Annotated in this window: 23 protein-coding genes and 2 pseudogenes; 17 read left to right on the top strand and 8 right to left on the bottom strand. The window is 60.5% G+C overall.

Annotated elements, in window-relative coordinates; genetic code table 11:
• Positions 1-9 precede the first annotated feature (9 nt).
• Positions 10-756 (bottom strand): CBS domain-containing protein, encoded by a 747-nt coding sequence (locus BCA01S_RS36470; protein ID WP_208459219.1) that lies wholly within the window; start codon positions 754-756, stop codon positions 10-12.
• A 645-nt stretch (positions 757-1401) separates the two neighbouring features.
• On the opposite strand from BCA01S_RS36470, the gene phaP reads away from it, so the two are divergent.
• On the top strand, positions 1402-1905 hold the full coding sequence (gene phaP, locus BCA01S_RS34575) for a TIGR01841 family phasin (RefSeq protein WP_052369416.1): 504 nt from the start codon (positions 1402-1404) through the stop codon (positions 1903-1905).
• A 31-nt stretch (positions 1906-1936) separates the two neighbouring features.
• Here phaP and BCA01S_RS39620 read toward each other — a convergent pair.
• Positions 1937-2128: pseudogene (locus BCA01S_RS39620) on the bottom strand (hypothetical protein); the annotation flags it as partial.
• Between the two features lie 1364 nt (positions 2129-3492).
• On the opposite strand from BCA01S_RS39620, the gene acs reads away from it, so the two are divergent.
• The 3 genes from acs (at position 3493) to BCA01S_RS05955 (ending at position 6594) form a co-directional block, all read left to right on the top strand.
• Positions 3493-5466, top strand: a complete 1974-nt coding sequence (gene acs / locus BCA01S_RS05965; RefSeq protein WP_027776147.1) for an acetate--CoA ligase — start codon at positions 3493-3495, stop codon at positions 5464-5466.
• A 48-nt stretch (positions 5467-5514) separates the two neighbouring features.
• Positions 5515-6114, top strand: coding sequence for an acetate uptake transporter (locus tag BCA01S_RS05960; RefSeq protein WP_174447013.1), 600 nt, complete (start codon positions 5515-5517; stop codon positions 6112-6114).
• Positions 6115-6177: 63 nt separating this feature from the next.
• Entirely contained in the window at positions 6178-6594 is a 417-nt protein-coding gene (locus BCA01S_RS05955; protein ID WP_027776145.1) for a phasin family protein, read from the top strand.
• A 55-nt stretch (positions 6595-6649) separates the two neighbouring features.
• Here BCA01S_RS05955 and BCA01S_RS05950 read toward each other — a convergent pair whose 3' ends face one another.
• Positions 6650-7369: a Crp/Fnr family transcriptional regulator gene (locus BCA01S_RS05950; protein ID WP_027776144.1), complete on the bottom strand. Its 720-nt coding sequence runs from the start codon at positions 7367-7369 to the stop codon at positions 6650-6652.
• A gap of 323 nt (positions 7370-7692) precedes the next feature.
• On the opposite strand from BCA01S_RS05950, the gene BCA01S_RS05945 reads away from it, so the two are divergent.
• The 5 genes from BCA01S_RS05945 to BCA01S_RS38965 all read left to right on the top strand — a co-directional run bounded on the left by BCA01S_RS05945 (position 7693) and on the right by BCA01S_RS38965 (position 10939).
• Complete coding sequence (locus BCA01S_RS05945) at positions 7693-8736, top strand: zinc-dependent alcohol dehydrogenase family protein (RefSeq protein ID WP_027776143.1); 1044 nt, start codon at positions 7693-7695, stop codon at positions 8734-8736.
• Between the two features lie 196 nt (positions 8737-8932).
• Positions 8933-9469, top strand: a complete 537-nt coding sequence (locus tag BCA01S_RS05940; RefSeq protein WP_244217830.1) for a DUF1003 domain-containing protein — start codon at positions 8933-8935, stop codon at positions 9467-9469.
• A gap of 478 nt (positions 9470-9947) precedes the next feature.
• The gene (locus tag BCA01S_RS05935) at positions 9948-10235 is read left to right on the top strand and encodes a DUF1488 family protein (RefSeq protein WP_084166780.1); all 288 of its coding nucleotides are present in this window, start codon (positions 9948-9950) and stop codon (positions 10233-10235) included.
• Between the two features lie 287 nt (positions 10236-10522).
• Positions 10523-10678 carry a hypothetical protein gene (locus BCA01S_RS38430; RefSeq protein ID WP_167455765.1) on the top strand — a complete coding sequence of 52 codons (156 nt, stop codon included), beginning with the start codon at positions 10523-10525 and terminating at the stop codon, positions 10676-10678.
• Between the two features lie 54 nt (positions 10679-10732).
• Positions 10733-10939, top strand: coding sequence for a hypothetical protein (locus BCA01S_RS38965; protein ID WP_027776140.1), 207 nt, complete (start codon positions 10733-10735; stop codon positions 10937-10939).
• 574 nt (positions 10940-11513) lie between these two features.
• Here the strand turns inward: BCA01S_RS38965 and BCA01S_RS05920 are convergent.
• From BCA01S_RS05920 to BCA01S_RS05900, 5 genes are all read right to left on the bottom strand, one after another.
• A complete protein-coding gene (locus BCA01S_RS05920; protein WP_027776139.1) occupies positions 11514-11711 on the bottom strand; it encodes a hypothetical protein in 198 nt (65 codons plus the stop codon).
• Between the two features lie 161 nt (positions 11712-11872).
• The gene (locus BCA01S_RS05915) at positions 11873-12286 is read right to left on the bottom strand and encodes a type II toxin-antitoxin system HicB family antitoxin (RefSeq protein WP_027776138.1); all 414 of its coding nucleotides are present in this window, start codon (positions 12284-12286) and stop codon (positions 11873-11875) included.
• Positions 12287-12564: 278 nt separating this feature from the next.
• Positions 12565-12750, bottom strand: a complete 186-nt coding sequence (locus BCA01S_RS37880) for a hypothetical protein (protein ID WP_027776137.1) — start codon at positions 12748-12750, stop codon at positions 12565-12567.
• Between the two features lie 231 nt (positions 12751-12981).
• Positions 12982-13161, bottom strand: coding sequence for a hypothetical protein (locus tag BCA01S_RS37875; protein ID WP_156955029.1), 180 nt, complete (start codon positions 13159-13161; stop codon positions 12982-12984).
• Positions 13162-13278: 117 nt separating this feature from the next.
• Positions 13279-14412, bottom strand: coding sequence for a sensor histidine kinase (locus tag BCA01S_RS05900; protein WP_027776136.1), 1134 nt, complete (start codon positions 14410-14412; stop codon positions 13279-13281).
• On the opposite strand from BCA01S_RS05900, the gene BCA01S_RS37870 reads away from it, so the two are divergent.
• From BCA01S_RS37870 to BCA01S_RS36465, 8 genes and pseudogenes are all read left to right on the top strand, one after another.
• Positions 14411-14605 carry a hypothetical protein gene (locus tag BCA01S_RS37870; RefSeq protein ID WP_156955028.1) on the top strand — a complete coding sequence of 65 codons (195 nt, stop codon included), beginning with the start codon at positions 14411-14413 and terminating at the stop codon, positions 14603-14605. The two genes, BCA01S_RS05900 and BCA01S_RS37870, sit on opposite strands and share 2 nt — an antisense overlap.
• Before the next feature lie 245 nt (positions 14606-14850).
• Complete coding sequence (locus BCA01S_RS05895; RefSeq protein ID WP_027776135.1) at positions 14851-15063, top strand: hypothetical protein; 213 nt, start codon at positions 14851-14853, stop codon at positions 15061-15063.
• Between the two features lie 173 nt (positions 15064-15236).
• Positions 15237-17554 (top strand): annotated as a pseudogene (locus BCA01S_RS34565) (DUF3141 domain-containing protein).
• Positions 17479-18525, top strand: a complete 1047-nt coding sequence (locus BCA01S_RS05885; protein ID WP_425176143.1) for a phosphate acetyltransferase — start codon at positions 17479-17481, stop codon at positions 18523-18525. Before BCA01S_RS34565 ends, BCA01S_RS05885 begins: the two are co-directional and overlap by 76 nt.
• Positions 18526-18529: 4 nt before the next feature.
• Positions 18530-19708, top strand: coding sequence for an acetate/propionate family kinase (locus BCA01S_RS05880; RefSeq protein WP_027776133.1), 1179 nt, complete (start codon positions 18530-18532; stop codon positions 19706-19708).
• Between the two features lie 12 nt (positions 19709-19720).
• Entirely contained in the window at positions 19721-20512 is a 792-nt protein-coding gene (gene fabI / locus BCA01S_RS05875; protein ID WP_027776132.1) for an enoyl-ACP reductase FabI, read from the top strand.
• A 23-nt stretch (positions 20513-20535) separates the two neighbouring features.
• Positions 20536-20790, top strand: a complete 255-nt coding sequence (locus BCA01S_RS05870; RefSeq protein WP_027776131.1) for an RNA-binding protein — start codon at positions 20536-20538, stop codon at positions 20788-20790.
• A 211-nt stretch (positions 20791-21001) separates the two neighbouring features.
• Positions 21002-21325 carry a hypothetical protein gene (locus BCA01S_RS36465; RefSeq protein WP_027776130.1) on the top strand — a complete coding sequence of 108 codons (324 nt, stop codon included), beginning with the start codon at positions 21002-21004 and terminating at the stop codon, positions 21323-21325.
• Positions 21326-21596: the final 271 nt, after the last annotated feature.

The raw sequence follows: 21596 nt of genomic DNA, 5'->3' as shown, positions 1-21596 counted from the left end.
TAATATCCATTATTTCGCTCGTCGACGGTCCGCATCCACTTCGTTTGCTGCCTGCTCCCAGAATTGCACATCCCGTCCTTCAGGAGCACCGGCTTCTTCCCACAATGTCCGTGCGCGGGGGCGAATATGGGCGTCACGCTCGGAGGTGCACTCGACGTCCTCGACGCGCCCGCCGTCTGAATCGATAGACATCGTGACGACATCGTACCCGTTGGCAATCGTCGCCCAATTGGACACCTGCCGAACCTTCTCAAACTGAACGATTGCTGCTTCCACGGCCTCCTGCTTCGTTCCTTGGGCCACCGCCACGCGCATTAGCTCGCTGTGATGCGGCATCCCCGCATGGTCCAGAACTTCCCTGTAGAAGACAACTTCGTATGGGCGCCTTTCTGAAGCGCCGCCTTCCACATCGCTCATGGAGATGACGCCGACCAGACGTCCGTCGCCGTCGGTAACAGCGAGCCTCTGCACATGAGCCGCGTGCATTGTCAGCACTGCTGACTCGACCGTGTCGTCTTCGCCGCAACGGATGATGTCCAACGACATGACGTCGCTGACTTTCATCACGTTTGAGTCGAAACCGTCGGCCACGCCGCGCATTGCGATGTCCCGGTCAGTAATCATCCCGAGAACCGTGTCGTCCTGGCACACTGGAAGACAGCCAATATTTTCGCGCTTAAGAATGCGCGCTGCCGCAGCCAACGTCTGGTCCGGTGTAACGCAGACCGCATCTTTCATCCGCTCTCTAACCAGCATGGTATGCCCCTATCAAGGTGAATCGTAAGTAGTTAGGCGCGCCTGCGCCTGCTCAAAGTTGGCCAGAGCGGACAGGCGGACTGAGTTCGCAGTTGGGACGCCTGCGCGCGACGCGCGGGAGCCGACACGTGGACGAGTCAGCGCGAACAGGTCGGTGTTCGCCTGGAATGTGCGGGCTGAAACTGTTCGCGATGGCGGTACCTTCCGGACGCCTCATCGCTGTTGCCTCACAGCGCCGCTGACGTCCTTAGCGTACTCCTTATCAACAGGCGAAAACCACCTATATTCAGTTCGTCCCTGCCGCGCCTGCTTATGCAGTGAAGGCCTTCATTGCGCCAGTGGTCACAGCCGCACTGTTGTGTCCGGGCTTATGTCGGCGGCTGACAACAATGACACTCGAAGGCGCGCGGATCGGTGCCTGCCCTTTTCGGGCAGACGGCCTGGGCGGCGCTCCCGCGTCGGAGCCGTACGCTCGCGCTGACGTTGCAATCTGCAGCTTTTTGCGAAGGTAAACATGGGTGAGATGAACGCCTCCGAAAGGTGTAGATGTCATCGCTGTCAATCATTTAACAGTTTCTCCTGGCTCGACCGCCCCGGGGATGCCGTGCCCGGGAATCGATTGACTTCCCAGAAATCGGCCGTACAATGAATTTTGTTGCAGCGCAGCAAACGGCCTTCGGCCTCGGCGCGTGGTTGGAATTTGAAGCAGATTTCTTGCATTCGCCGCCCTTCGTAACAGGAGCAGTCATGAACACCGTCATTCCCCACCAATTTGTAGAAGCTCAGAGCCCCAACGTCCAGCAGCTGTTCGGTCTGTCGAACAGCGCATTTGCCGGACTCGAGAAGCTCACCGCGCTGAATCTGCAGGCCATCAAGGTAACTCTCGCTGAAAACCAGGCCATCGTGATGAAGGCGGTGTCCGCGCGGCCGGAGGAGCTGTTCGTGCTGTCAACGAGTCTCGCGAAGCCGATGGCGGAAAAGGTCTCGGCATACAGTCGTCAGGTCTATGAAATCCTGTCGGGAATTCAAGGCGGGCTCTCTTCAACGGCGCAGTCGCAGTTCCAGCAGTATCAGCGTGGAGCGCATGTGTTCGTCGAAAATCTTGCTAAGAACGCTCCGCTCGAAACGGGCATTCCGCTCTCGGAATAAAGGTCGACCGTCAGGAGAGCTTGGCAATTATCGGCACTTCCTCGACCACCTCGACATCCGACGCTAGCCCGGCGCGCGCCGCATCGACGTCGTAAATGCCCTTGCCGGTATACGACCCTTCGCCGAACAGGTCCTGATAGACATCGGACACGGCCGCCGCGTACGGGTCCGTCCCGCCGGGGCCCGAGAAGACGCGCTGATGCAGCGACCCTTCCTGGCCGACGGCCGGCAACGTGATTGCGCCGAAATTCCATGTCACCGCGCGATCGATTAGCGCGGTCGCGACCTCGGTGACGGGCAGGAATCCGCATAGGGCAAACAACACGAGTACCGAAGCTTCGGGACCGCGCGGCGCCAGTGTGGACAGTGCCCACAACGCGAGCGCCAGTAACGTCAGGGCGAGCGTCAGGATCGTGCCGACGTAGCCGCCGATGCCGAGGCGGACGTTAAGGCGCGTGATCCGCAGACGCACGGGCGCACGGAATCCGATCGTCCGCTCGAGTGCTCGCCGGCCCTCGGCGATCAGGTGATAGCCGGGGCCGCCGGCGCGTTGCGCGTGTGCGCCTTTGAAACTCGTTTCATCGCTACCTTGTGATTCGCGTTCCAGATTTCCGCTACCCTTAGGGCGCCATGAAAAAACGACGGCACATTTACAGCCCCCGGCTGATTGAAACTTTTCGAGCTCCAAGGCTAGTAGCGGCCCTGCTTGCCTGTGCCTTGCTCACGGGCCCCCGTTGCGGACGCTGACAATCACTGGCAATTGAACGCAGCATGTCATCGCGCCGTACTCCAGAAACGCTTAGCCAGATGGCTTGGTTGGACTGTCACGTCCACATTCCAGAAAGTTATCTGATAAGGATAACTATGCATGGGCCAAACAATTAGTCTACAGCCGTCAACTCAACAAAGCCGACGATGCGACGTCCCCGACCGCGCCACGCTGGGCCGCCGCCCGTCCCGCCCGGGATCAGACGCTGCGGCAGGATCGGCCTTGAGAGCTGACTCACGCGAAAGCGTCTCATGGGCGTTGTGTCACCACGTGAAAGTTCGCATGACCAAAGATAATCGAGCCTGTGCGTGTCATGTCTGCCTCGCTCGCCGGCAAGGCCGCGACGCCCCCGGTCTCCTTGATCGTGACTTGCTTTAGTCGGCAGCGATGCCGGAAGCGAATGTATGGACAGTCAAACCCGTACGCTACCGTACCGACTCTCTCCTCGATGTGCGCGCAGCATGTCATGGATGCCACGCTCTCCGTGGGAAGGTGCCTGAGACGTGCCTGAGACAGCGTGGCGCAGCGCGATCATCGTCGATCGCTTCCATCAGCGGCCTTGCTTCAGTCAAGGCACGGCCACGATGCCTCCCATCAAGATCACCTTATTTGCCGCCGCTGTCTCCGTTGCGGCGAGTGAGTGGAGCGGCAACGCAGCGCTCCCTCCGTCACGACTAGTTGTTGGCGGAAGCTCTAGCCAGCAGTCCTCGAGGCGAACGATGGCTGTCGGACGGGTCCTGTCGGACCAACTTTCATAGCGATCGGCGGCGACGAACTGGATTCTCGGCAGCTGACACTCGCGAACACAGGAATGCAAAATGTCACTCATTGAATCGACTGTTCACGAAGGACTTGTCTTTCCCCCGCCCGCTGATCTTGCCGCTCGGGCGGAGATCTCCGGAATGGATGCTTACCAGTCGCTGATCGCCGAAGCCGGGCGCGACTACGAAGGCTTTTGGGCACGCCTCGCAAGGGAAACGGTGACCTGGAGGAAGCCGTTCTCGACAACACTGGACGAGACGAATGCGCCGTTCTATACCTGGTTCGAAGACGGCGAACTGAACGCATCGTATAACTGCCTTGACCGACACGTCGAGGCAGGCAACGGCGAAAGGGTTGCGTTGATTTTCGAAGCCGACGACGGCACGGTTACACATGTGACCTACCGCGACCTGCTGCAACGTGTGTGCCGGTGCGCAAACGCGCTAAAAAGGCGGGGCGTGAAAAAAAGCGATCGCGTCGTCATCTACATGCCTATGTCGATCGAAGGCGTTGTCGCGATGCAGGCCTGCGCCCGTATTGGAGCCACGCATTCGGTCGTGTTCGGGGGCTTCTCGGCGAAGTCGCTGAACGAGCGGATAGTAGACGTCGGTGCAACGGCGCTGATCACCTGCGACGAACAGATGCGCGGCGGCAAGGCGTTGCCGCTGAAGAGCATCGCCGACGATGCTCTTGCCTCGGGCGGTTGCGAAGCCGTTTCGAGCGTGATCGTCTACCGACGCACCGGCGGCAAAGTTCAGTGGAATCCGAAGCGCGACCTGTGGCTCCATGAAATCACCGAATGCGAAGCCGACACGTGCGAGCCTGAATGGGTCGGGGCAGAGCATCCGCTCTTTATCCTTTACACGTCCGGTTCGACCGGAACGCCAAAGGGTGTGCAGCACAGCACCGGCGGCTTCCTGCTTTGGGCCGCGCAGACTATGAAGTGGACCTTCGACTGGAAGCCTGCGGACGTGTTCTGGTGTACGGCGGACATCGGCTGGATCACTGGGCACAGCTACATCGCCTATGGCCCGACCGCGATCGGCGCGACGCAGGTCGTGTTCGAAGGTGTGCCGACCTATCCTAACGCAGGCCGCTTCTGGGACATGATCGCCCGGCACAAGGTCACAACCTTCTACACCGCGCCGACGGCAATTCGCTCGCTGATCAAGGTGTCGGACGCAGATCCGTCGGTCCATCCCAAGAGCTTCGATCTCTCGACGCTGCGGATCATCGGGACGGTCGGTGAGCCGATCAATCCAGCAGCATGGATGTGGTACTACGAGAACGTCGGCGCCGGGCGCTGTCCCGTCATCGACACATGGTGGCAGACGGAAACCGGCGGCCACATGATCACGCCGCTGCCGGGCGCGACGTCACTCGTGCCTGGGTCGTGCACGCTGCCGCTGCCGGGCATCCTGGCGGCCGTCGTCGACGAAACCGGGCAGGACGTGCCGAACGGGCAGGGCGGGATTCTGGTCATCAAGCGCCCCTGGCCCTCGATGCTGCGCACGGTCTGGCACGACCCGGCGCGCTTCAAAAAGGGCTATTTTCCCGAAGATCTCGGCGGCAAGCTGTACCTCGCCGGTGACGGCGCGATCCGTGACAAGGAGACCGGCTACTTCACGATCACCGGTCGCATCGACGATGTGCTAAACGTGTCCGGCCACCGGCTCGGCACGATGGAGATCGAGTCGGCGCTGGTAGCCAACGCGATGGTGGCGGAGGCGGCTGTCGTCGGCCGTGCGGACGAGACAACCGGGGAAGTGGTGGTGGCGTTTGTAGTGCTCAAAGGCCCGCGTCCGGAAGGCGACGCAGCGGAAAAAATCGCGAATGAATTGCGCGCATGGGTCGGCAAGGAAATCGGGCCGATCGCGAAGCCCAAGGAGATCCGTTTCGGCGAGAACTTGCCGAAAACTCGTTCGGGCAAGATCATGCGCCGCTTGCTTCGCTCGCTTGCAGCGGGCGAGGAGATCACACAGGATGTGTCGACGCTCGAAAATCCCGCCATTCTGGACCAGCTTCGTTGAGCGCGGGAGCGTTCGTCGCGGCGTACGCAATACCTTCAGGAGCAGAGCATGAGTACCGCATCGATTCAAATGAAACTGGCGAACCCGGCACCGCTTGGGCTAGCGGGATTCGCGCTGACCACCTGGCTGCTGAGCATGATTAACGCGGGCTGGTTTTCGGGCGATTCGATGGGCCTCGTGTTGGCCTGCGCGCTCGCGTACGGCGGCACCGCGCAAGCGATCGCAGGCGTGATGGAACTGCCGAGAGGCAATACGTTCGGTGCGACGGCGTTCCTGAGCTATGGGGCGTTCTGGTGGTCTCTTGCTTTGTTTATCGTGTTCTTTCATGGCAAGGTGCCTGCTGCCTTCATTGGCTGGTATCTGTTCCTTTGGGGCGTCTTCACGTTCTACATGTGGCTCGCCACGTTCCGCTCGCCGCGCGTACTCCAATTCATCTTTCTCGCGTTGTGGATAACGTTCCTCCTGCTCGCCGGCGGCGAATGGACGGGCTCATTAGCGCTTCGCATGGCGGGCGGATACGGAGGGCTGCTCACAGCCGTGCTCGCGTTCTATCTGTCTGGCGCCGATGTCATCAACGAAGTATATCAGCGGAAGGTGCTTCCGATCGGTGAGGCGAGGACGTTCAGCCGGCACGCGGTTACTCTGTAGCGGACAGTGCCGGAAAGTGCCTCGTTACTGGTTGTTCACGAGTATGTCGATAGGAGAGTCACCATGGCAACACCTTTTCCCCAGATCACGGATTTCAGCAAGATGCTGGAGAGCTTCAAATTGCCCGGCGTCGATATGACGTCGTTGCTGGAAGCGCGGCGAAAGGACGTCGAAGCTCTCGCGGAGGCCAACACGCTCGCGTATGAAGGAATGCAGGCACTAGTTCGAAAGCAAACGGAAATGCTTAATGCGAGCGCGCGCGAGATCCAGGCCACAGCGGGTCGGATGAGCGGCGAGAATCCGATGGAGTCGATGGCACAACGGAGAGACTTCGTTCAGCAAGCGCTGAAGACGGCGTTTGAGAACATGCGCGAGCTTGCCGAGATGGCACAGAAGTCGCAGACGGAAGCGTTGGCGGCGATCAGCAAGCGCGCCGAACAGACGATGCGGGAGCTTAAGGCGCAGTCGAACCGCACGTAGGCGACAGGGGCTTCAGATCGGGCAGGGCGGAGATGCGCCGCCCGTTAGAGCCGATTTATATGGCCTTCAAATCGGGCAGCAGACGGTCGAACTCGCGCTTCACGACGCGATAACACTCACACACGCGTTTTTCGAGCCCTGGTCGGTCAAGCACCTGGATGTGTCCATGACTATAGCGAATCAGCCCGGCGTCCTGAAGCTTCAGCGCTGCCTCCGTCACACCGGAACGCCGCACGCCGAGCATGTTCGCAATCAGCTCTTGCGTCATCTTCAGTTCGTTGGACGGCAGGCGGTCCATGCTGAGCAACAGCCACCGGCACAGTTGCTGGTCTATCGAATGGTGCCTGTTGCATACAGCGGTCTGAGCCATTTGGGTGATCAAGGCCTGTGTATAGCGCAACAATAGCCTTTGCACAGGGCCGGCGCGGCCGAATTCCTGTTTCAGGATCCGTGCGTCTAACCGGAAAGCCGCCCCAGCGCTTTGCACGATTGCGCGGCTTGGCGTCGTTTCTCCGCCCATAAACAGCGCGATGCCGATGACTCCCTCATTGCCGACGATCGCGATCTCGGCGGACGCGCCATCTTCCATCACGTAGAGCAAGGATACGATGGAAGTCGTAGGGAAATAAACGAAGTGCTGGCGGTCGCCCGATTCGTACACGACCTGCCCCAATGTCATATCGATCGCGACCAGATGCGGCGCAAGGCGGGCCCTTTCGTCTTCTGGCAAAACTGAAAGCAGATGGTTTTCGTTGAAGCGTGGATCGTCAGGCACAGCAGGTCCTCCAATTGCCGGAATTGCTCTCAAAGTATAGTCTCCGCGTGCCGCGGGGCGACACGACGACGCAAGCGGGGCGGGCCTGGCCGTATTCACCCAGCCATTCGACGACCCGGTTACGTACATGGATCGTACGACAAGGACCAGGGTGGTTAGCGATCGCGCGGAACCGTGGCGACGTCATGTGGGCGCGAAGGTATGCGATGGCCTTCAGGCGTGAGGAAAAAAGGTCATGCGTACCATGTGGTTGGTCGGCAGGAGGCACCCCGCGCGAGTTCCGATCATCGGCGATCAAGCAACCGCGTAAAGGGAGGGTTTCGATGAAGGCACTCATATATCACGGACCCGGCACGAAGTCGCTCGACGAGCGGCCGATGCCGGAACTCGCCGCCTCGACTGACGCCATCGTGAGGGTCATACGCACCACGATCTGCGGCACCGACCTGCATATCCTCAAGGGCGACGTCCCCACCTGCGGACCAGGCCGCATCCTCGGGCACGAAGGCGTCGGCGTGATCGAGCGCGCGGGCGCGGCGGTGTCGTCGTTCAAGCCCGGCGATCATGTGCTGATCTCGTGCATTTCGTCGTGCGGAAAATGTGAGTTCTGCCGGCGCGGCATGTATTCTCACTGCGCAACGGGCGGCTGGATACTTGGCAACAAGATCGACGGCACGCAAGCCGAATACGTGCGCATTCCCCACGCCGAAACGAGTCTGTATCCGATTACCGCTGGCTTCGACGAGGAAGCGCTGGTCATGCTCTCGGACATCCTGCCAACTGGCTTCGAGTGCGGCGTGCTGAATGGCAAGGTGCAGCCCGGCTCGACCGTGGCGATTGTCGGCGCGGGACCGATCGGCCTCGCCGCGCTTTTGACAGCGCAGTTCTACTCGCCCGCTCAGATCGTAATGATCGACCGCGACGCGAACCGCCTCGAAGTCGCGCGCAAATTTGGCGCGACGGCGTGTATCGATATCGGGCGCGCGGAGGCCGTCCCTGAGATCATGAAGCTGACCGATGGCGCAGGCGTCGATTGCGCGATCGAGGCGGTGGGGGTGCCGGAGACGTTCGAGCTGTGCCAGTCGATCGTGGCGGCCGGCGGCACGATTGCGAACGTCGGCGTACACGGGGTCAAGGCGGACCTGCATCTCGAAGCGCTCTGGGACCGCAACATCACGATCACGACGCGCCTTGTTGATACCGTCAGTATGCCGATGCTGCTCAGGACGGTGCGCTCGGGCCGGCTCGAGCCCGGCAAACTGATCACCCACCGCTTTCGCCTCGGCGACATCATGAACGCCTACGATACCTTCAGCCACGCTGCCGATTCCCATGCGCTAAAGGTCATCATCGAGGCGTCCGGGTGACTAATATACAAAACGTAGATCCAGGTTCACGCCAAGCCGGAACGAGCAGTCATCTCGATCTGTTGCCACGCTTCATGCTTGACTAGAACGAACGTGCGGTGACGAGTTTCGCTATGTCCTTCGCCTCGCATCCGCTTCGCGTCTCGTGCCGCATTCCTGACTGGCGGCTTGCCGCCATGATCAGGCACTGGAGGGGATGATGGAAACCATAAAGCTCGATTCCGCTACCGCTGCGCTCGATAATCCGACAGTTGATCACTTCCGCTTCCATCGTCCTCATGCGCACCTCGCTTCAACGTTTGGAAATGACACATTCGCGCTCAAGGCAGAAGCGTTTGCGCGTTTTTTTGGAACGCCTCTTTTTCTTGGCGCGCAGACCGCTATCGTCGTTATATGGATCAGCATCAACGTATTCGGCGTTACGAAGTTTGACGTCTATCCATTTATTCTGCTGAATCTGGCATTTAGTCTCCAGGCGGCGTATGCAGCGCCGCTCATCTTGCTGGCCCAGACGCGACAAGCTGCGCGCGATACCGTGCATGCCGAGGCTGACGCACAACACAGGGAGGCGCTTGCCGTCGCGAACGAACAGCGGCAGGAAATCGCGGGCCAGAACGCAGCACAAATGATGGAGTTGCTGCAGCGAAATACGGAGCTAACGGAGCTTGCTCAAAAGTTAATTCAGCGGGTCGAAGTACTGACGGCCGAGTTACACGCGAAGCTCGTGCAGTGAGATTTGACGCCGTGATGTGGTCTAGGGCTTTTGCGTAACGCTCGTAGAGTGCATTTTCGAAAAACCATTGCGCCTGCGGAGACCGCGCCATATTAAGCGAATTAGTCATGCATCAAGTGTTTGGTCCGCACAACCATTCGAGGAGCTCCTGAAAAATTCTTCCGGTCTACGGTATTTGTCGCCGTCCAGGCATCAGCGCCTGCATAACCGAAAACTGAACGTCGACCAGTCCAGGTAGATAAAGACGTTATTGCGAGCTAAAGGGTATACAGTGGGGAGACGGGCCGCCCATTCGTGGCCTACAGTTTCAGGACGCTATCATGCAATCGCAAATTAAACGTAGGCCGGATGCAATTCGCAGCGAGGGTCCAGACGCCGTAGAACGCAGGGCACGTGCCCACATACTCGTCACTGCGGACGCTGCGAGAGCGGAGAAAAGACGCGCCAGTTACGCCACGATTGACTCCAACGCCACTAAGTGGCGCTACTCGGCCGTGTACGAGAAAAGCTGATCGCGGTGCTTAATTTTCCCAACCCCAGCCGTAGCTACGATACCTCCCGACATTGCGTGTGTTTCTGGGGGTATGACAATTCGCGTGAAATCACCTTCATGGTCGACGACGCGTTGCTCAGAAATCTGCAGCCTGGTCTTGGAACCGACGAGCGCTCGGTGCTTGGCGCCTTCGACGAGTTCCGTGAAAAGGTTCTCGAACTCGCCAACAAGCAGTATGTCGCCGGGCCACAGAATCGGTATTCGATTTCATGAGTACCGCTCTGCCGCGACAATGCTTCCTGATCTGTCAGTTCCCGGCCTCGTGGAGCGCCCTGTACACCTTTTAACGGGGGCAATGCCGTCTGGCTTCGGACAGCGATCAGAAGTGCCACCGTCGCCTGTGCTGCATCTAAGAGCAAGGAACCCTGAATCCGGCCTTTGGTCAGGCGGTGCCACAACGGCAGCGTCTGCTGGGCCGCGCGCGCGGCATTTCTCTATCGCGCGGTCTGTGGCCTGATGTAAGGCGAGAAAAGATTGAAAAGGACGATATGACGTACGCAATGTGGGGAATCGTGATCGGGCTGGCGCTGATGTTCAGCGTGTCGCTGCGGCGGTACAGGCGCAGCGTCCTGCGCAAGCGGGAAATCCGTTGGATGGCTGACAACCATGTATTGGACAGGCTACGCAAGCAACTGGGATTGTCGCTGCAGAAATGACACGCGCTTGGCAGATGGCACGTTGCAAAGACTACTTTTTAGAGGAGTGGCGAAATGACCATGAATTACGCAGGCAGGTCGCACGATGAAGCCGTGGCAGCGCGGCACAGGCAGAAGCAAAGGGCACAGGAACAGGCCGGCGGCGAAATGGCGATAGAAGGGACGGAGGCCGACGCGGCGCATAGTTGCGGCGAGCTCTCCGAGCGGGGAAAGCAGGTATGGCGAAGTGGAAGCGGGATCAACGGTGGGGGAAAGGAGTGATGGGGCCTCGCCGATGCGATGCAGGCGGAAATTCACTTCGCTCGCCATCGTGAGCAGACTCCACTCCGCCCCTCCCGCACCATGGGACGCAACGCATCTACGCGGTCTTGAAAGGCGTCACCGCAGCATCCCGCTACCTTAGGCATGTCTGGAACGCTGCACCGCGATGAAGCGGGAAGTCGAGCGCCTGTTGCCGGGTTTGAAGAGGCTGTGACCGGGACGTGAACTCGTCGCAGTTCATCCTGCTGACCGTCGAACTGTGGCCTTGCCTGACATCAATGCGCGCTCGACTTCATCGAATATGTTAAGCAGTCGGATTACGCGCCTGGTTCCGTCAGGAAGCAGACCTTGCTGCGGCGATAGCGACGAAACCCGACGCCGCCAGTACGATAGCGCGAGGGGATTTCCATGCACAAGTAACGGAATGATCCGCTCAAGATGCGTCAGGTCTCCTTCGAATTGGTAGCGCGACATCAGGATCCTTGAAAGGTGATTCGGTGTCTGCGATCAGCTCTGTATCGGCCGGGCTGACATGTGGAGCGCCCCGAATTTGTCGCACGAGCCATTGGTGGCTTCACGCGCGCGGCCTCACGCCCAGCAATTTCCTTGCATGCCTGACCCATTGCTTCGGCCGTCTGTACCCAGTCCCGTCGACGATCTGCTTTTCATCTTCGGGGGCCACCGGCATGCCATCATCCGTCGCATTCGCCGCGGCCTCTCTCTGTTTCCTGCTTTCTGCCAGTTCTTCGGCATTTACCTGGTCATCAATCATGATGCACTCCTGCTATGGAAAAAACTGATTCGCCAACAGGCGGTTGGCGCTGTCCCCGATAGCCGGGACCACGCGACATATCGTGAGGTCGGATTTCGAATACTGACGCGCTCGTGGCGCGGCATGTGAGCCGTCCGCGAATAGCCACCGGAAACTGGCGTCTAGGGCAATTGCCCTTCAACCAGGTTTCCAAGTTCGTGCACAGCAGCCAGCGTAAAGAACGTAGAGCGCGTCGAGTGCCGCTCTTTTGTTGCAGCATCTACTCTCTGCATCAGACTCTCGGGCAGACTGAATTGAACGCTCACGGCTTTCGAGGTAACCCGCGTCAGATTGATTTCGATGAACATCCAGATCCCTTGCCCATCGTCCATGTCGAGCGATTGCAATTCCGATGTGCTGCAGGTGGGAGCGGGTATGAGTTGCTCGCTGCGGTCATACATCAGTTCGACAACCTCTTGCGCGTTGCGTTTGAGTTCATCGAACGAATGGCCGCGCGCAACCGCTCTAGGAAGATCGGGAAAACTGGCGTGAAAGCCGGCAAATCCATCACGGTGCACATAAAGCGGATATTGCATGACCTGCCCCCCTCAGTTGCGGGCCGACTCAAGCGCCGGGCCTTGACTTCGCTGGACGGAATGGTGTCTACCAGTACGAACGATGAGAACTGCCTGGATCCTTTGGCAACGGATCACGATGCAGGGGTAATACCTGGTGAGAGTAAGCACGTAGCTCGTACCCTCTGTATTCGATAGTGGGGATGGTCATGACAGTGCGCTCCTTGCGCGATACTGACCGTCACGAACCGATACCTGTCCGGATGCGAAAAGGGGCGGTCAGGTACATCTGGATCTTTTCACCATGCGCTCAAGGCCGTCGAAAAGCAAACTAAATCGTAACGTAGTGAATGGGAAAGCTCGCGTCGTGCCAGCATCGCCGAGACGACCTGCTCATGCAGGGCATCGTTTTCGTGCTTGCACGCGAGCCGCGCATCACTACGGGGTGCGAGTGCCGGCGCGAGCTTGACGGCTTCCTGCTTCATGCCCGTGCCCGCATCACGCAGCCGATTGCAGGGCGCATTGGGTTAAAGACAGCGTCCGCGAGAACAACACGGAGCTGTCGCGTTCTATTGGTCATGCACGTGCTTCGCTGTCTCGGTAACAGCCGCGTTACTGCGCGGGTCCAACGCAACGTCGCCGGATTCTGGAAGCGCTGTTAATCCGTTGATCGACGGATTGTGTTGAAAAAATCTTTCTGGCTCGAAGCGCTGAAGTCAGCGGCACGTTTTTCGAGTTGTGGCGATCAGCGAAGCGGCACAATCGAACGAGGCGAGCTCGACGTTGATGGCAGCGAAATGATCGGCATTGAAGCCGGCTTCACGAAAGGGTGATCGAATCCGGCGCACATCGAATTCGCGAGCAACGAGGAGACGCGCCGCGGCCGCAGGTTCCATTCATGTGCCGTACATCGCATTAACGCACAGCAATTCAAAGATTCAAAGTCCTGGGCGCCTGTCAGTCTGCCGCTTTCCCGCGATTCTTGTCTGGCGAACAACAGGTGGACATACTCATCACCCCCCCAAAGCGAATCGCGGTAGTGTAATGGTGAAGACGCAGCCGACGCCCGGCACGTCGCGGACGCTGAGAGTACCCGCATTTGCTTCCACGTTACGCCGCGATATGGAAAGACCTAGTCCCAAGCCTGTCCTGTCCTCGCTGTTCTGCGTAAACGGCACAAACATTCTTTCTGCATCTCCGGGCGGCAGACCACCGCAATGATCCTTCACGTCGATCAGGATGCGGTCAGATAGCGCATAGGCTTCCAACGTCACCTCTGTGTGAGGATGCGTGAATTTAAAGGCGTTTTGCAGCAGGTTTCCTAATGCCGAATAGAGCTGATCACGGTCTCCGCTAATGGCAAGCCGCGCGTCCACCGCCGAAACTGTCAGCACGCAACCGCGAATCTGGGCCGCAAGGTCAGCGGCATACTTCACTTCAGCTATGAAATCAGTGACGGAGAACAGTCCGGATTGCCCTGAAATCCCGCTTGCCTTACGAACCTCGTCCAGCGAGTGACTGATCAGATCGCGCAATCCGTCCAGGCTTCGCTCCAGAACTGCGCCAGTAGCTCCGGAGAGGTTCAGATTTCCGGTTTTTGCGGCTGTGAATGCCAGTGTTGCGGTTTGCAGGAAGTTACGCAGTTCGTGCGCGAAGGACCCGAGCCGTTGATGCATTTCGATAGCCTGACGATCCGCAATAGCAAAGTCGCGCTGGTAACTGAATTCAGTAACCGCATCGGCAATGGCATTGTCCAGGCATCGGTTGAGAGTGCGAAATTCGTCGGTCAGAAATGGGGCATCGCGCTCAAACGCGAGGTCCGTAATCGCCTGGCACAGGTCACCGTAGTCGTGAACGACCTGATCGACCGAGAAGCCGAGTGTCAGTAACGTCCGTCCGTGCTCTGCCGCTGACTTACCAATTTCAGATTGGGACGCTCCTCCGCCCGAGGGACCCGAAATCTTGCGACTGTCCATGGGCTGCGACGTCTGCTCGGCCCTGAGGGTCCTGATGAGCTGATCCAGGAAAAGCGGGATGCCATTTTGCAGTTGTTGCGCGGTAGCTTGACGCGCCGGCCTCTGCGCCACCTTCGCGCGGCACCGTTCTATCAACGCATCGCGATTGTTTGCGAGAAAAACGTGCATCATGAAACGCCCCCAGATCGCCTTAGCCCGGCGTTTACGACATGGCACGCCGACGTTGTCAGGCGCGTTAGCGTTTGGCGATATGTTTTTGTTGCATCGCTCGCGATTCCTCACAGAAAAAGAAGCCGCAGCGTTTGCCGCGGCCCTTGGAATCACACGCGCCGGCATCAGCCAAAACGCTCGACGATTGTCCTGACAATGCGCGTCGTTGTCGGTACGCTGCCGTACGGCTCGTCAGGGCGTTCCGACGCAATGCTGCGACTGAGGAGGACGAGGCGCGATGGCGGTGGCGAAGTGGGCGCTGCTCAAAGGCTCGCGTACAGTCGATCTCGGCAGGCAGTGAATATCCACTAAGAGGTCGAGTTCGCGATCAACCATGAGATCACCTCGAACAACCCTCCTTTCAACCGCGAAATACTGCTCGAGGGATTTGGTGCCGGCGTGCTGCCCATCACTTTCGTCGAGCAGGACCTCAAGGCCGGGCGGCTCGTTCGTCTGCTGGAAGGGTTCGAGACCGCGGATACGGCTGCGGAGGTTCGTCTGGCGTACATCGGACGGGCACTGTCGATTGACCACGCTGCGGAGTTTTTCAAAGCGGGCTCTGAGGCCTGGCCGCGCCCCGTTAGAAGGCACCGCATTGGTGCGGCATTCTGACCTCGTCTATCGGCAGCCGCATGATTGATCTAGGTCACAACAGGGCAAACCCGCACGCGTACGCTGCACGAGTTGCATGCGTTATCGGTGCGCGCACGAATTATCGAGCCCGCCAGCAGCCGCGGGGCAGCCGCTAGCGCGGCTCAATCAATGTAGCAATGGAGGACGGTGTCATGGACGCAGCCACGCAACTGGCGCGCAGTCAGGAAATTGCCGGGAAGGTCGCGTATGTGCTGCAAAAGCGTACGCAGAACGCAATGGAGCAATACGGGAGACGGTTGCGCGCAGCCGTCGATGGCGCCCCCCGCAGCGATCAGAGCGCTGCCCCATTCGCGGCGGAACTCAACCCCTTGAGCGCATGGCATTACGCGATCGACGTCGCGCAGCGCTCGCTGCTGTTCTGGGACACGATGCGCGAGCGCGGAACGCAATACGTCGAACGCGCTTCACAGGAACTCCCGCGCTCCATTTCGACTACGACATCGTGCTCGACGCGAGGCACTTCCCGCGCCCCGTCAATTACGCGCTGCTGTATATCAAGCCGCCCGAAGGCGTGATCGTCGACGCGAAAAAGCGGCCTTATCTGATCATCGACCCGCGCGCCGGCCACGGTCCGGGCATTGGCGGCTTTAGAGACGATTCGCAGGTCGGCGTCGCGCTGCGTGCAGGCCACCCCGTGTACTTCGTCGTGTTCTTCCAGAACCCCGAACCCGGTCAGACGCTGCTCGACGTGTGCGCCGCCGAACAGGAGTTCGTCAAGAAAGTACGTGCGCTGCATCCCGACAGCGCGAAACCGGCCATCATCGGCAACTGCCAGGGCGGCTGGGCCGCGATGATGCTCGCTAGTTCGTCGGCGGAGGATACGGGTCCCGTCGTCATCAACGGCGCGCCGATGTCGTACTGGAGTGGCGCGTGGAGCGATGGCGCAGGCGACAATCCGATGCGCTATGCGGGCGGGATATTGGGCGGCACCTGGCTTGCGTCGTTTTCGTCCGATCTCGGCAACGGCAAGTTCGACGGCGCCTATCTCGTGCAGAACTTTGAGTACCTGAACCCAGCCAACACATTGTGGGACAAGTACTACCACGTGTACGACAACATCGACACGGAGCCGCCACGCTTTCTGGAGTTCGAGCGCTGGTGGGGCGGCTACTACCTGATGAACCGCGAAGAGATCGAGTGGATCACGCGCAATCTGTTCATCGGCAACAAGCTCTGGTCGGGCGAAGTGAGCGGCGTTTCGGGCAAGGCGTTCGACCTGCGCGATATCCGCTCGCCGATCATCCTGTTCGCCTCGATGGTCGATAACATCACGCCGCCGCAGCAGGCCTTCAACTGGGTGACCGATCTCTATGGCAGCACCGAGGAAATCAAGGCGCGCGGCCAGGTCATCATCGGACTGATGGACCAGGATGCCGGCCATCTTGGCGTTTTCGTGTCGGGCAAGGTGGCGAAGAAGCAGCATGCGCAGATCGTCAACGTGCTCGAAATGATCGAGACGCTCGCGCCGGGCCTCTACGCGATGTTGATCGACGAGGTGAACGGCGCAGACGGGAAGGTCGCTTACGAGGTGACATTCGTCGAGCATCGTCTCGAAGAGATCGCACAGCATTTCAACCGGTTCAAGCGCGAGGACGAAAAGCCGTTCGAGGCCGTTGCCGAGCTTTCCGAATTCAACCAGCGCGCTTATGAATTGTTCATGCAGCCCTACGTTCAGTGGATGTCGAACGAGACCACCGCGCGATGCCTGCGCCAATTTCATCCGTTACGATTTCAGCGCTGGGCCTTTTCGGATCTGAATCCATGGCTTGCCTGGCTGCGCCCGGCGGCTGAAGCGGTCAAAGCGAACCGGCAGCATGCCGACGATATCGCGCCCTGGCGCGCGCTCGAACATCGCGGCTCGGAGATCGTCAGCGCCTCGCTCGACCACTATCGGGCGATGCGCGACGCCGGCGCCGAGTCGCTGTTCTTTAACCTCTACACCGCGCCCTTTCTGCTCCATTTCGCGGAACGGTATCGCAGTCGCGAGATTGCCGTGTCCACGGCTACCGACCCGCGCGAACTGCCTTTCGTGAAGGAGGCATTGGCGTCGATCGCGCAGGGCGGCTACGACGAAGCCGTCGCCCGCGCGGCGTTCCTGCTTGGGCGCAGCGGCGAGCCGTTGCCGCTTGCCCGGCTTGCGACGCGGCGCGAACTGGTTGAAGCCTACGCCGAGTATCTGCCGAGCTTGCCCCCCGATCAGTGGCGGCGCGTTCGCGGCGAACAGGAACTCATCGCGACTTTCGAACCGCAACAGGCCATCGCGACGCTTCCCGCTCTTCTCGCCAAACCGGAAGACCGAAAGCGGCTGCTCACTTTGCTGGACGGTCTGCTGGCCGACACGCGCGTGCAAAGAGTGCCGCCGACCGCGCAGCAATGGGACGCGTTGCAACGCATTCGCGCGGTGCTCGGCGCTGCTCCCGCAGTGCGGCCCGCGGATGCTCTGTCATGAGCGTGCCCATCTTTTCCATTGAGGAATCATTCGTGGAACCCAGACACGCGAAGTATCGCCAGCTCATTGCCCACTGTCAGGCGCTGGCGCCGATGCCCACGGCCGTGGTTCACCCTTGTGACAGGAGTTCGCTGCAAGGCGCGGTGGAAGCGGCGCGCAGCGGCCTGATCGTGCCGATCCTCGTCGGGCCGCGCACTCGCATCGAATCGCTTGCCGCCGAGTGCAGGCTTTCGATCAGCGACTATCAGATCGTGGACGCGCCGTTCAGCGAGGCCTCGGCAGCCGCGGCCACGCAGCTAGTGCGCGAAGGCAAGGCCGAGGCGCTGATGAAAGGCAGCCTTCACACCGACGAGCTCATGGCCGAGGTCGTCCGGCGCGATGCGGGGTTGCGCACCGGCCGGCGCGTCAGCCACTGCTTCGTGATGGACGTGCCCGCCCACGCGGACGCGCTGATCGTAACCGACGCCGCCGTGAACATCGCGCCGACGCTGGAGGAAAAGGTCGACATCCTGCAAAACGCGATCGACCTTGCGCACGCGCTTCAGTTTCCGGAGGTAAGGGTAGCGATCCTTTCGGCGATGGAGACCGTCAATCCGAAAGTGCCTTCGACGATCGAAGCCGCCGCGCTGTGCAAGATGGTGGACCGGCGGCAGATCACGGGAGCGCTCGTCGACGGCCCACTTGCACTCGATAACGCCATCGACCCCGAGGCGGCGCGCATCAAGCAGATCGATTCGCCCGTCGCCGGGCGCGCCAACGTCCTGATGGTGCCGGACCTCGAAGCGGGCAACATGCTCGCCAAGAGTCTCTCGTTCCTGGCGGGCGCGGACGCGGCCGGCATCGTGCTGGGCGCGCGCGTGCCGATCATCCTGACGAGCCGCGCCGATTCGCTCGTTACGCGGCTCGCGTCGTGCGCGGTGGCGGTGCTCGTCGCGATTGCGCGGCGCGACGCCGCAAAGATCGTCGGGTGACGTCATGGCAGACGTGATTCTGGTATTGAATGCCGGCTCGTCGAGCATCAAGTTTTCCGCATTCGAAGAGCAGGGCGACGCGCTCGAACTGGTCGTGCATGGGCAGGTCGGCGGCCTGTACACGGCAAGCGCACGGTTCGAAGCCGTCGACGGTCACGGCGAGGAGCATGCGAGGGAATGGAGCGACGGCGGCGAGCTGGATCATCGCGAAGGCCTTGAGCACATCGCTGCGTTCCTGAGCGAGCACCGCGAAGGACACGAACTCGTCGCGGTCGGCCATCGCGTCGTGCACGGCGGCCAGCGCTTCAGCGGTCCGGTGCGAGTCACGCCCGCGGTAGTGGACGAGCTGGCGAAGCTCACGCCGCTTGCGCCGCTGCATCAGCCGCACAACCTGAAGCCCATCCGCATCCTCGAAGAGATGCAACCGGACGTGCCGCAGGTGGCGTGCTTCGACACGGCTTTCCATCGCACCCAACCCGAGGTGGCACAGGCGTTCGCGCTGCCTGCGTCGATCACCAGCCGGGGCGTGCGCCGCTACGGCTTTCATGGGCTGTCCTACGAGTACATCGCGAGCGTGCTGCCTGACGTCGATACGAAAGCAGCCAGCGGACGCACTGTCGTCGCGCACCTTGGCAATGGCGCGAGCATGTGCGCGCTCGTCGCGGGCAAGAGCGTGGCTAGCACGATGGGCTTCACGGCCGTCGACGGATTGCCCATGGGCACGCGCTGCGGCAACCTGGACCCGGGCGTGGTGCTCTACCTGATGGAAGAACTCGGCATGGACGCGCGTGCCGTCGAGGATCTGATCTATCGCCGTTCGGGGTTGCTCGGCGTGTCCGGCGTATCGAGTGACATGCGCACGCTGCTCGCGAGCGACGATCCTCACGCCCGTTTTGCCATTGAACTCTATATCTACCGCATAGCGCGCGAACTCGGCTCGCTTGTCGCGGCCATGGAGGGCATCGAAGCGCTCGTTTTCACGGCGGGAATCGGCGAGCATGCGGCGGCGATCCGCGAGGGCGTTGTGCGGCACGCGGCGTGGCTCGGCGCGGAGATCGACGCCGAAGCGAACGCCAAGGGCGGTCCCCTCATCACCACCGCGTCGAGCCGGATAGCGGCGTGGGTTATCCCGACCAATGAAGAGCTGACGATCGCGCGCCATACGCGTGCGGTCCTCGAATGAAGGAGAAATGCCATGTCACCCGAAGGCACTGATCGATCACGTCCGGTACTTGCGGGCATGAAAGCGCTGATCACCGGCATTGCCAACGAACACTCGATTGCATACGGTTGCGCGAAAGCGTTTCGCGAGCTTGGTGCGGATCTGGCCATCACCTACGCGACGGAAAAGACCCGGCCTTATGTCGAGCCGTTGGCGAGCGAGCTTGAAGCAGAGTTGTTCCTGCCGCTCGACGTCGGCGACGCGGCGCAGCTGGAGGCGGTATTCGAGCAGATCCAGCAGCGCTGGGGACGTCTCGACGTCCTGCTGCACTCCATTGCATGGGCGCCGAAAGACGATCTGCAAGGCGGACTGTTGCGTTGCTCCGGCGAGGGCTTTGCGCGCGCGATGGACATTTCGTGTCATTCGTTCGTGCGCATGGCGGCGCTTGCCGCGCCGCTGATGGACAAAGGCGGCACATTGCTCACGATGAGCTACTACGGCGCGAACAAGGTCGTGCCGAACTATAGCGTGATGGGGCCGGTAAAGGCCGCGCTCGAAGCCTGTGCGCGCTATCTCGCTTACGAGCTTGGCCCGAAGGGCATTCGCGTGCATGCGATTTCGCCGGGTCCGCTCAAGACGCGGGCGGCTTCCGGCCTCAAGAACTTCGACCTGCTGCTCAACGAGGCGGCCGAACGCGCGCCGCTCGGCGAGCTGGTCGACATCATGGACGTCGGCTACACCTGCGCGTTTCTCGCCACCCCCTACGCGCGACGGGTTTCGGGCGAAACGCTGTATGTCGACGGGGGCGTCAACATCATGGCCTGACATGGCTTCGGAAAGGAAACACCATGACTCAACTTTTACTTGGTAATGTCGAAGAAACCGTGTCTGACGAGGAACTCGACGAGTTCCTGCAGAGATACGGATTCCCTCAGTTCGATTCTATCGAGCGCGTGCCCGCGGGAAGCGGACAACCCATCGCGCTGGTCAGGTTCAGCGACCTCTCGTCTGAGGCGCTGAACCTGCTTCGTTCGAGGATTCACAACATGTTCTGGAAGGACCACACGATCAGTGCGCAGATCCTGCCGGAAAGGCAAGATTGAGCCTCAAGGAGGCATCCATGAGCATTCTGGACAGGCTGTTTGGTCGCGAGGGCGCATCGGAGAAGAGCGCCCCGGGTTCCGGACAGGCGAGTGACGCCATTGAGCGCATAGCAAGATTGAGTCCGCAGTTGAGGCTCGCGTAGCGCTATCAGGAGCGTCTTACGCCTCGGTCAGGACTTCGCTCGCCTATGTCGGGGCATCGGTGAGCGATATGCCGCAGGCTCGCGAGGCGAGCGCATCGGCCTGGGCGACGGACCCGCATATCCAGGCGTTTTTCGCCACCCCGGAAGACGTGCCGCGGGCGTTGAGTCATTCGAGCGAACTGCGTGCGCACTTCGCCGTCAACCCTCTGGCAAACGAGGTCTTTGCCGTGCTCGGCATGGCGATGACCGAGCGGCTGACAATCGGCGTTCAGCAACATGGCTCGGCCGCGCGCACCGACGTGCAGCGAACCACCGTGAATTTCAGCGCGCTGCATGGAATTCGGAAGTGCACGGTTCAGCCGGCCACGGTCACAATGTGTAGGTCTAAATAGTTTGAATTGCTTGATTTGTATCAATCGTTCAATTGGATCATGTGACAGCCTGTAGTTAAACGGACGGAAAGTTGGAGAGGAAGCCTGATTGCGCACACTAGATCCGCCGCGCGTCGTAAGCAGGCCGAATGCGCTGTCGATCACTTTCGAGGGCCGGTGCAGTCACGCGGCGAGCGTCATCAGAACCTGGCGCCGGGGCCTTCCGATGCGGTTTTGCTACCTCGGTGAGTACGCCGGTGACGTCGTCGCCGGCACCGGTCGCACGACCTGC

Source organism: Paraburkholderia caledonica NBRC 102488 (assembly GCF_000685095.1).
GTDB classification, from domain to species: Bacteria; Pseudomonadota; Gammaproteobacteria; order Burkholderiales; family Burkholderiaceae; genus Paraburkholderia; species Paraburkholderia caledonica.
The sequence above is the reverse complement of the archived record's forward strand: the minus strand, read 5'-3'. Positions and strand labels throughout refer to the sequence as shown.

Coding starts and splice junctions, on each gene's coding strand:
- BCA01S_RS36470 (WP_208459219.1), bottom strand. CDS start 756: ATGCTGGTTAGAGAGCGGATGAAAGATGCGGTCTGCGTTACACCGGAC.
- phaP (WP_052369416.1), top strand. CDS start 1,402: ATGAATTTTGTTGCAGCGCAGCAAACGGCCTTCGGCCTCGGCGCGTGG.
- acs (WP_027776147.1), top strand. CDS start 3,493: ATGTCACTCATTGAATCGACTGTTCACGAAGGACTTGTCTTTCCCCCG.
- BCA01S_RS05960 (WP_174447013.1), top strand. CDS start 5,515: ATGAGTACCGCATCGATTCAAATGAAACTGGCGAACCCGGCACCGCTT.
- BCA01S_RS05955 (WP_027776145.1), top strand. CDS start 6,178: ATGGCAACACCTTTTCCCCAGATCACGGATTTCAGCAAGATGCTGGAG.
- BCA01S_RS05945 (WP_027776143.1), top strand. CDS start 7,693: ATGAAGGCACTCATATATCACGGACCCGGCACGAAGTCGCTCGACGAG.
- BCA01S_RS05940 (WP_244217830.1), top strand. CDS start 8,933: ATGATGGAAACCATAAAGCTCGATTCCGCTACCGCTGCGCTCGATAAT.
- BCA01S_RS38430 (WP_167455765.1), top strand. CDS start 10,523: ATGTGGGGAATCGTGATCGGGCTGGCGCTGATGTTCAGCGTGTCGCTG.
- BCA01S_RS38965 (WP_027776140.1), top strand. CDS start 10,733: ATGACCATGAATTACGCAGGCAGGTCGCACGATGAAGCCGTGGCAGCG.
- BCA01S_RS05920 (WP_027776139.1), bottom strand. CDS start 11,711: ATGATTGATGACCAGGTAAATGCCGAAGAACTGGCAGAAAGCAGGAAA.
- BCA01S_RS05915 (WP_027776138.1), bottom strand. CDS start 12,286: ATGCAATATCCGCTTTATGTGCACCGTGATGGATTTGCCGGCTTTCAC.
- BCA01S_RS37880 (WP_027776137.1), bottom strand. CDS start 12,750: ATGAAGCAGGAAGCCGTCAAGCTCGCGCCGGCACTCGCACCCCGTAGT.
- BCA01S_RS37875 (WP_156955029.1), bottom strand. CDS start 13,161: ATGGAACCTGCGGCCGCGGCGCGTCTCCTCGTTGCTCGCGAATTCGAT.
- BCA01S_RS37870 (WP_156955028.1), top strand. CDS start 14,411: ATGAAACGCCCCCAGATCGCCTTAGCCCGGCGTTTACGACATGGCACG.
- BCA01S_RS05900 (WP_027776136.1), bottom strand. CDS start 14,412: ATGATGCACGTTTTTCTCGCAAACAATCGCGATGCGTTGATAGAACGG.
- BCA01S_RS05885 (WP_425176143.1), top strand. CDS start 17,479: ATGGGACGCGTTGCAACGCATTCGCGCGGTGCTCGGCGCTGCTCCCGC.
- BCA01S_RS05880 (WP_027776133.1), top strand. CDS start 18,530: ATGGCAGACGTGATTCTGGTATTGAATGCCGGCTCGTCGAGCATCAAG.
- fabI (WP_027776132.1), top strand. CDS start 19,721: ATGTCACCCGAAGGCACTGATCGATCACGTCCGGTACTTGCGGGCATG.
- BCA01S_RS05870 (WP_027776131.1), top strand. CDS start 20,536: ATGACTCAACTTTTACTTGGTAATGTCGAAGAAACCGTGTCTGACGAG.
- BCA01S_RS36465 (WP_027776130.1), top strand. CDS start 21,002: ATGCCGCAGGCTCGCGAGGCGAGCGCATCGGCCTGGGCGACGGACCCG.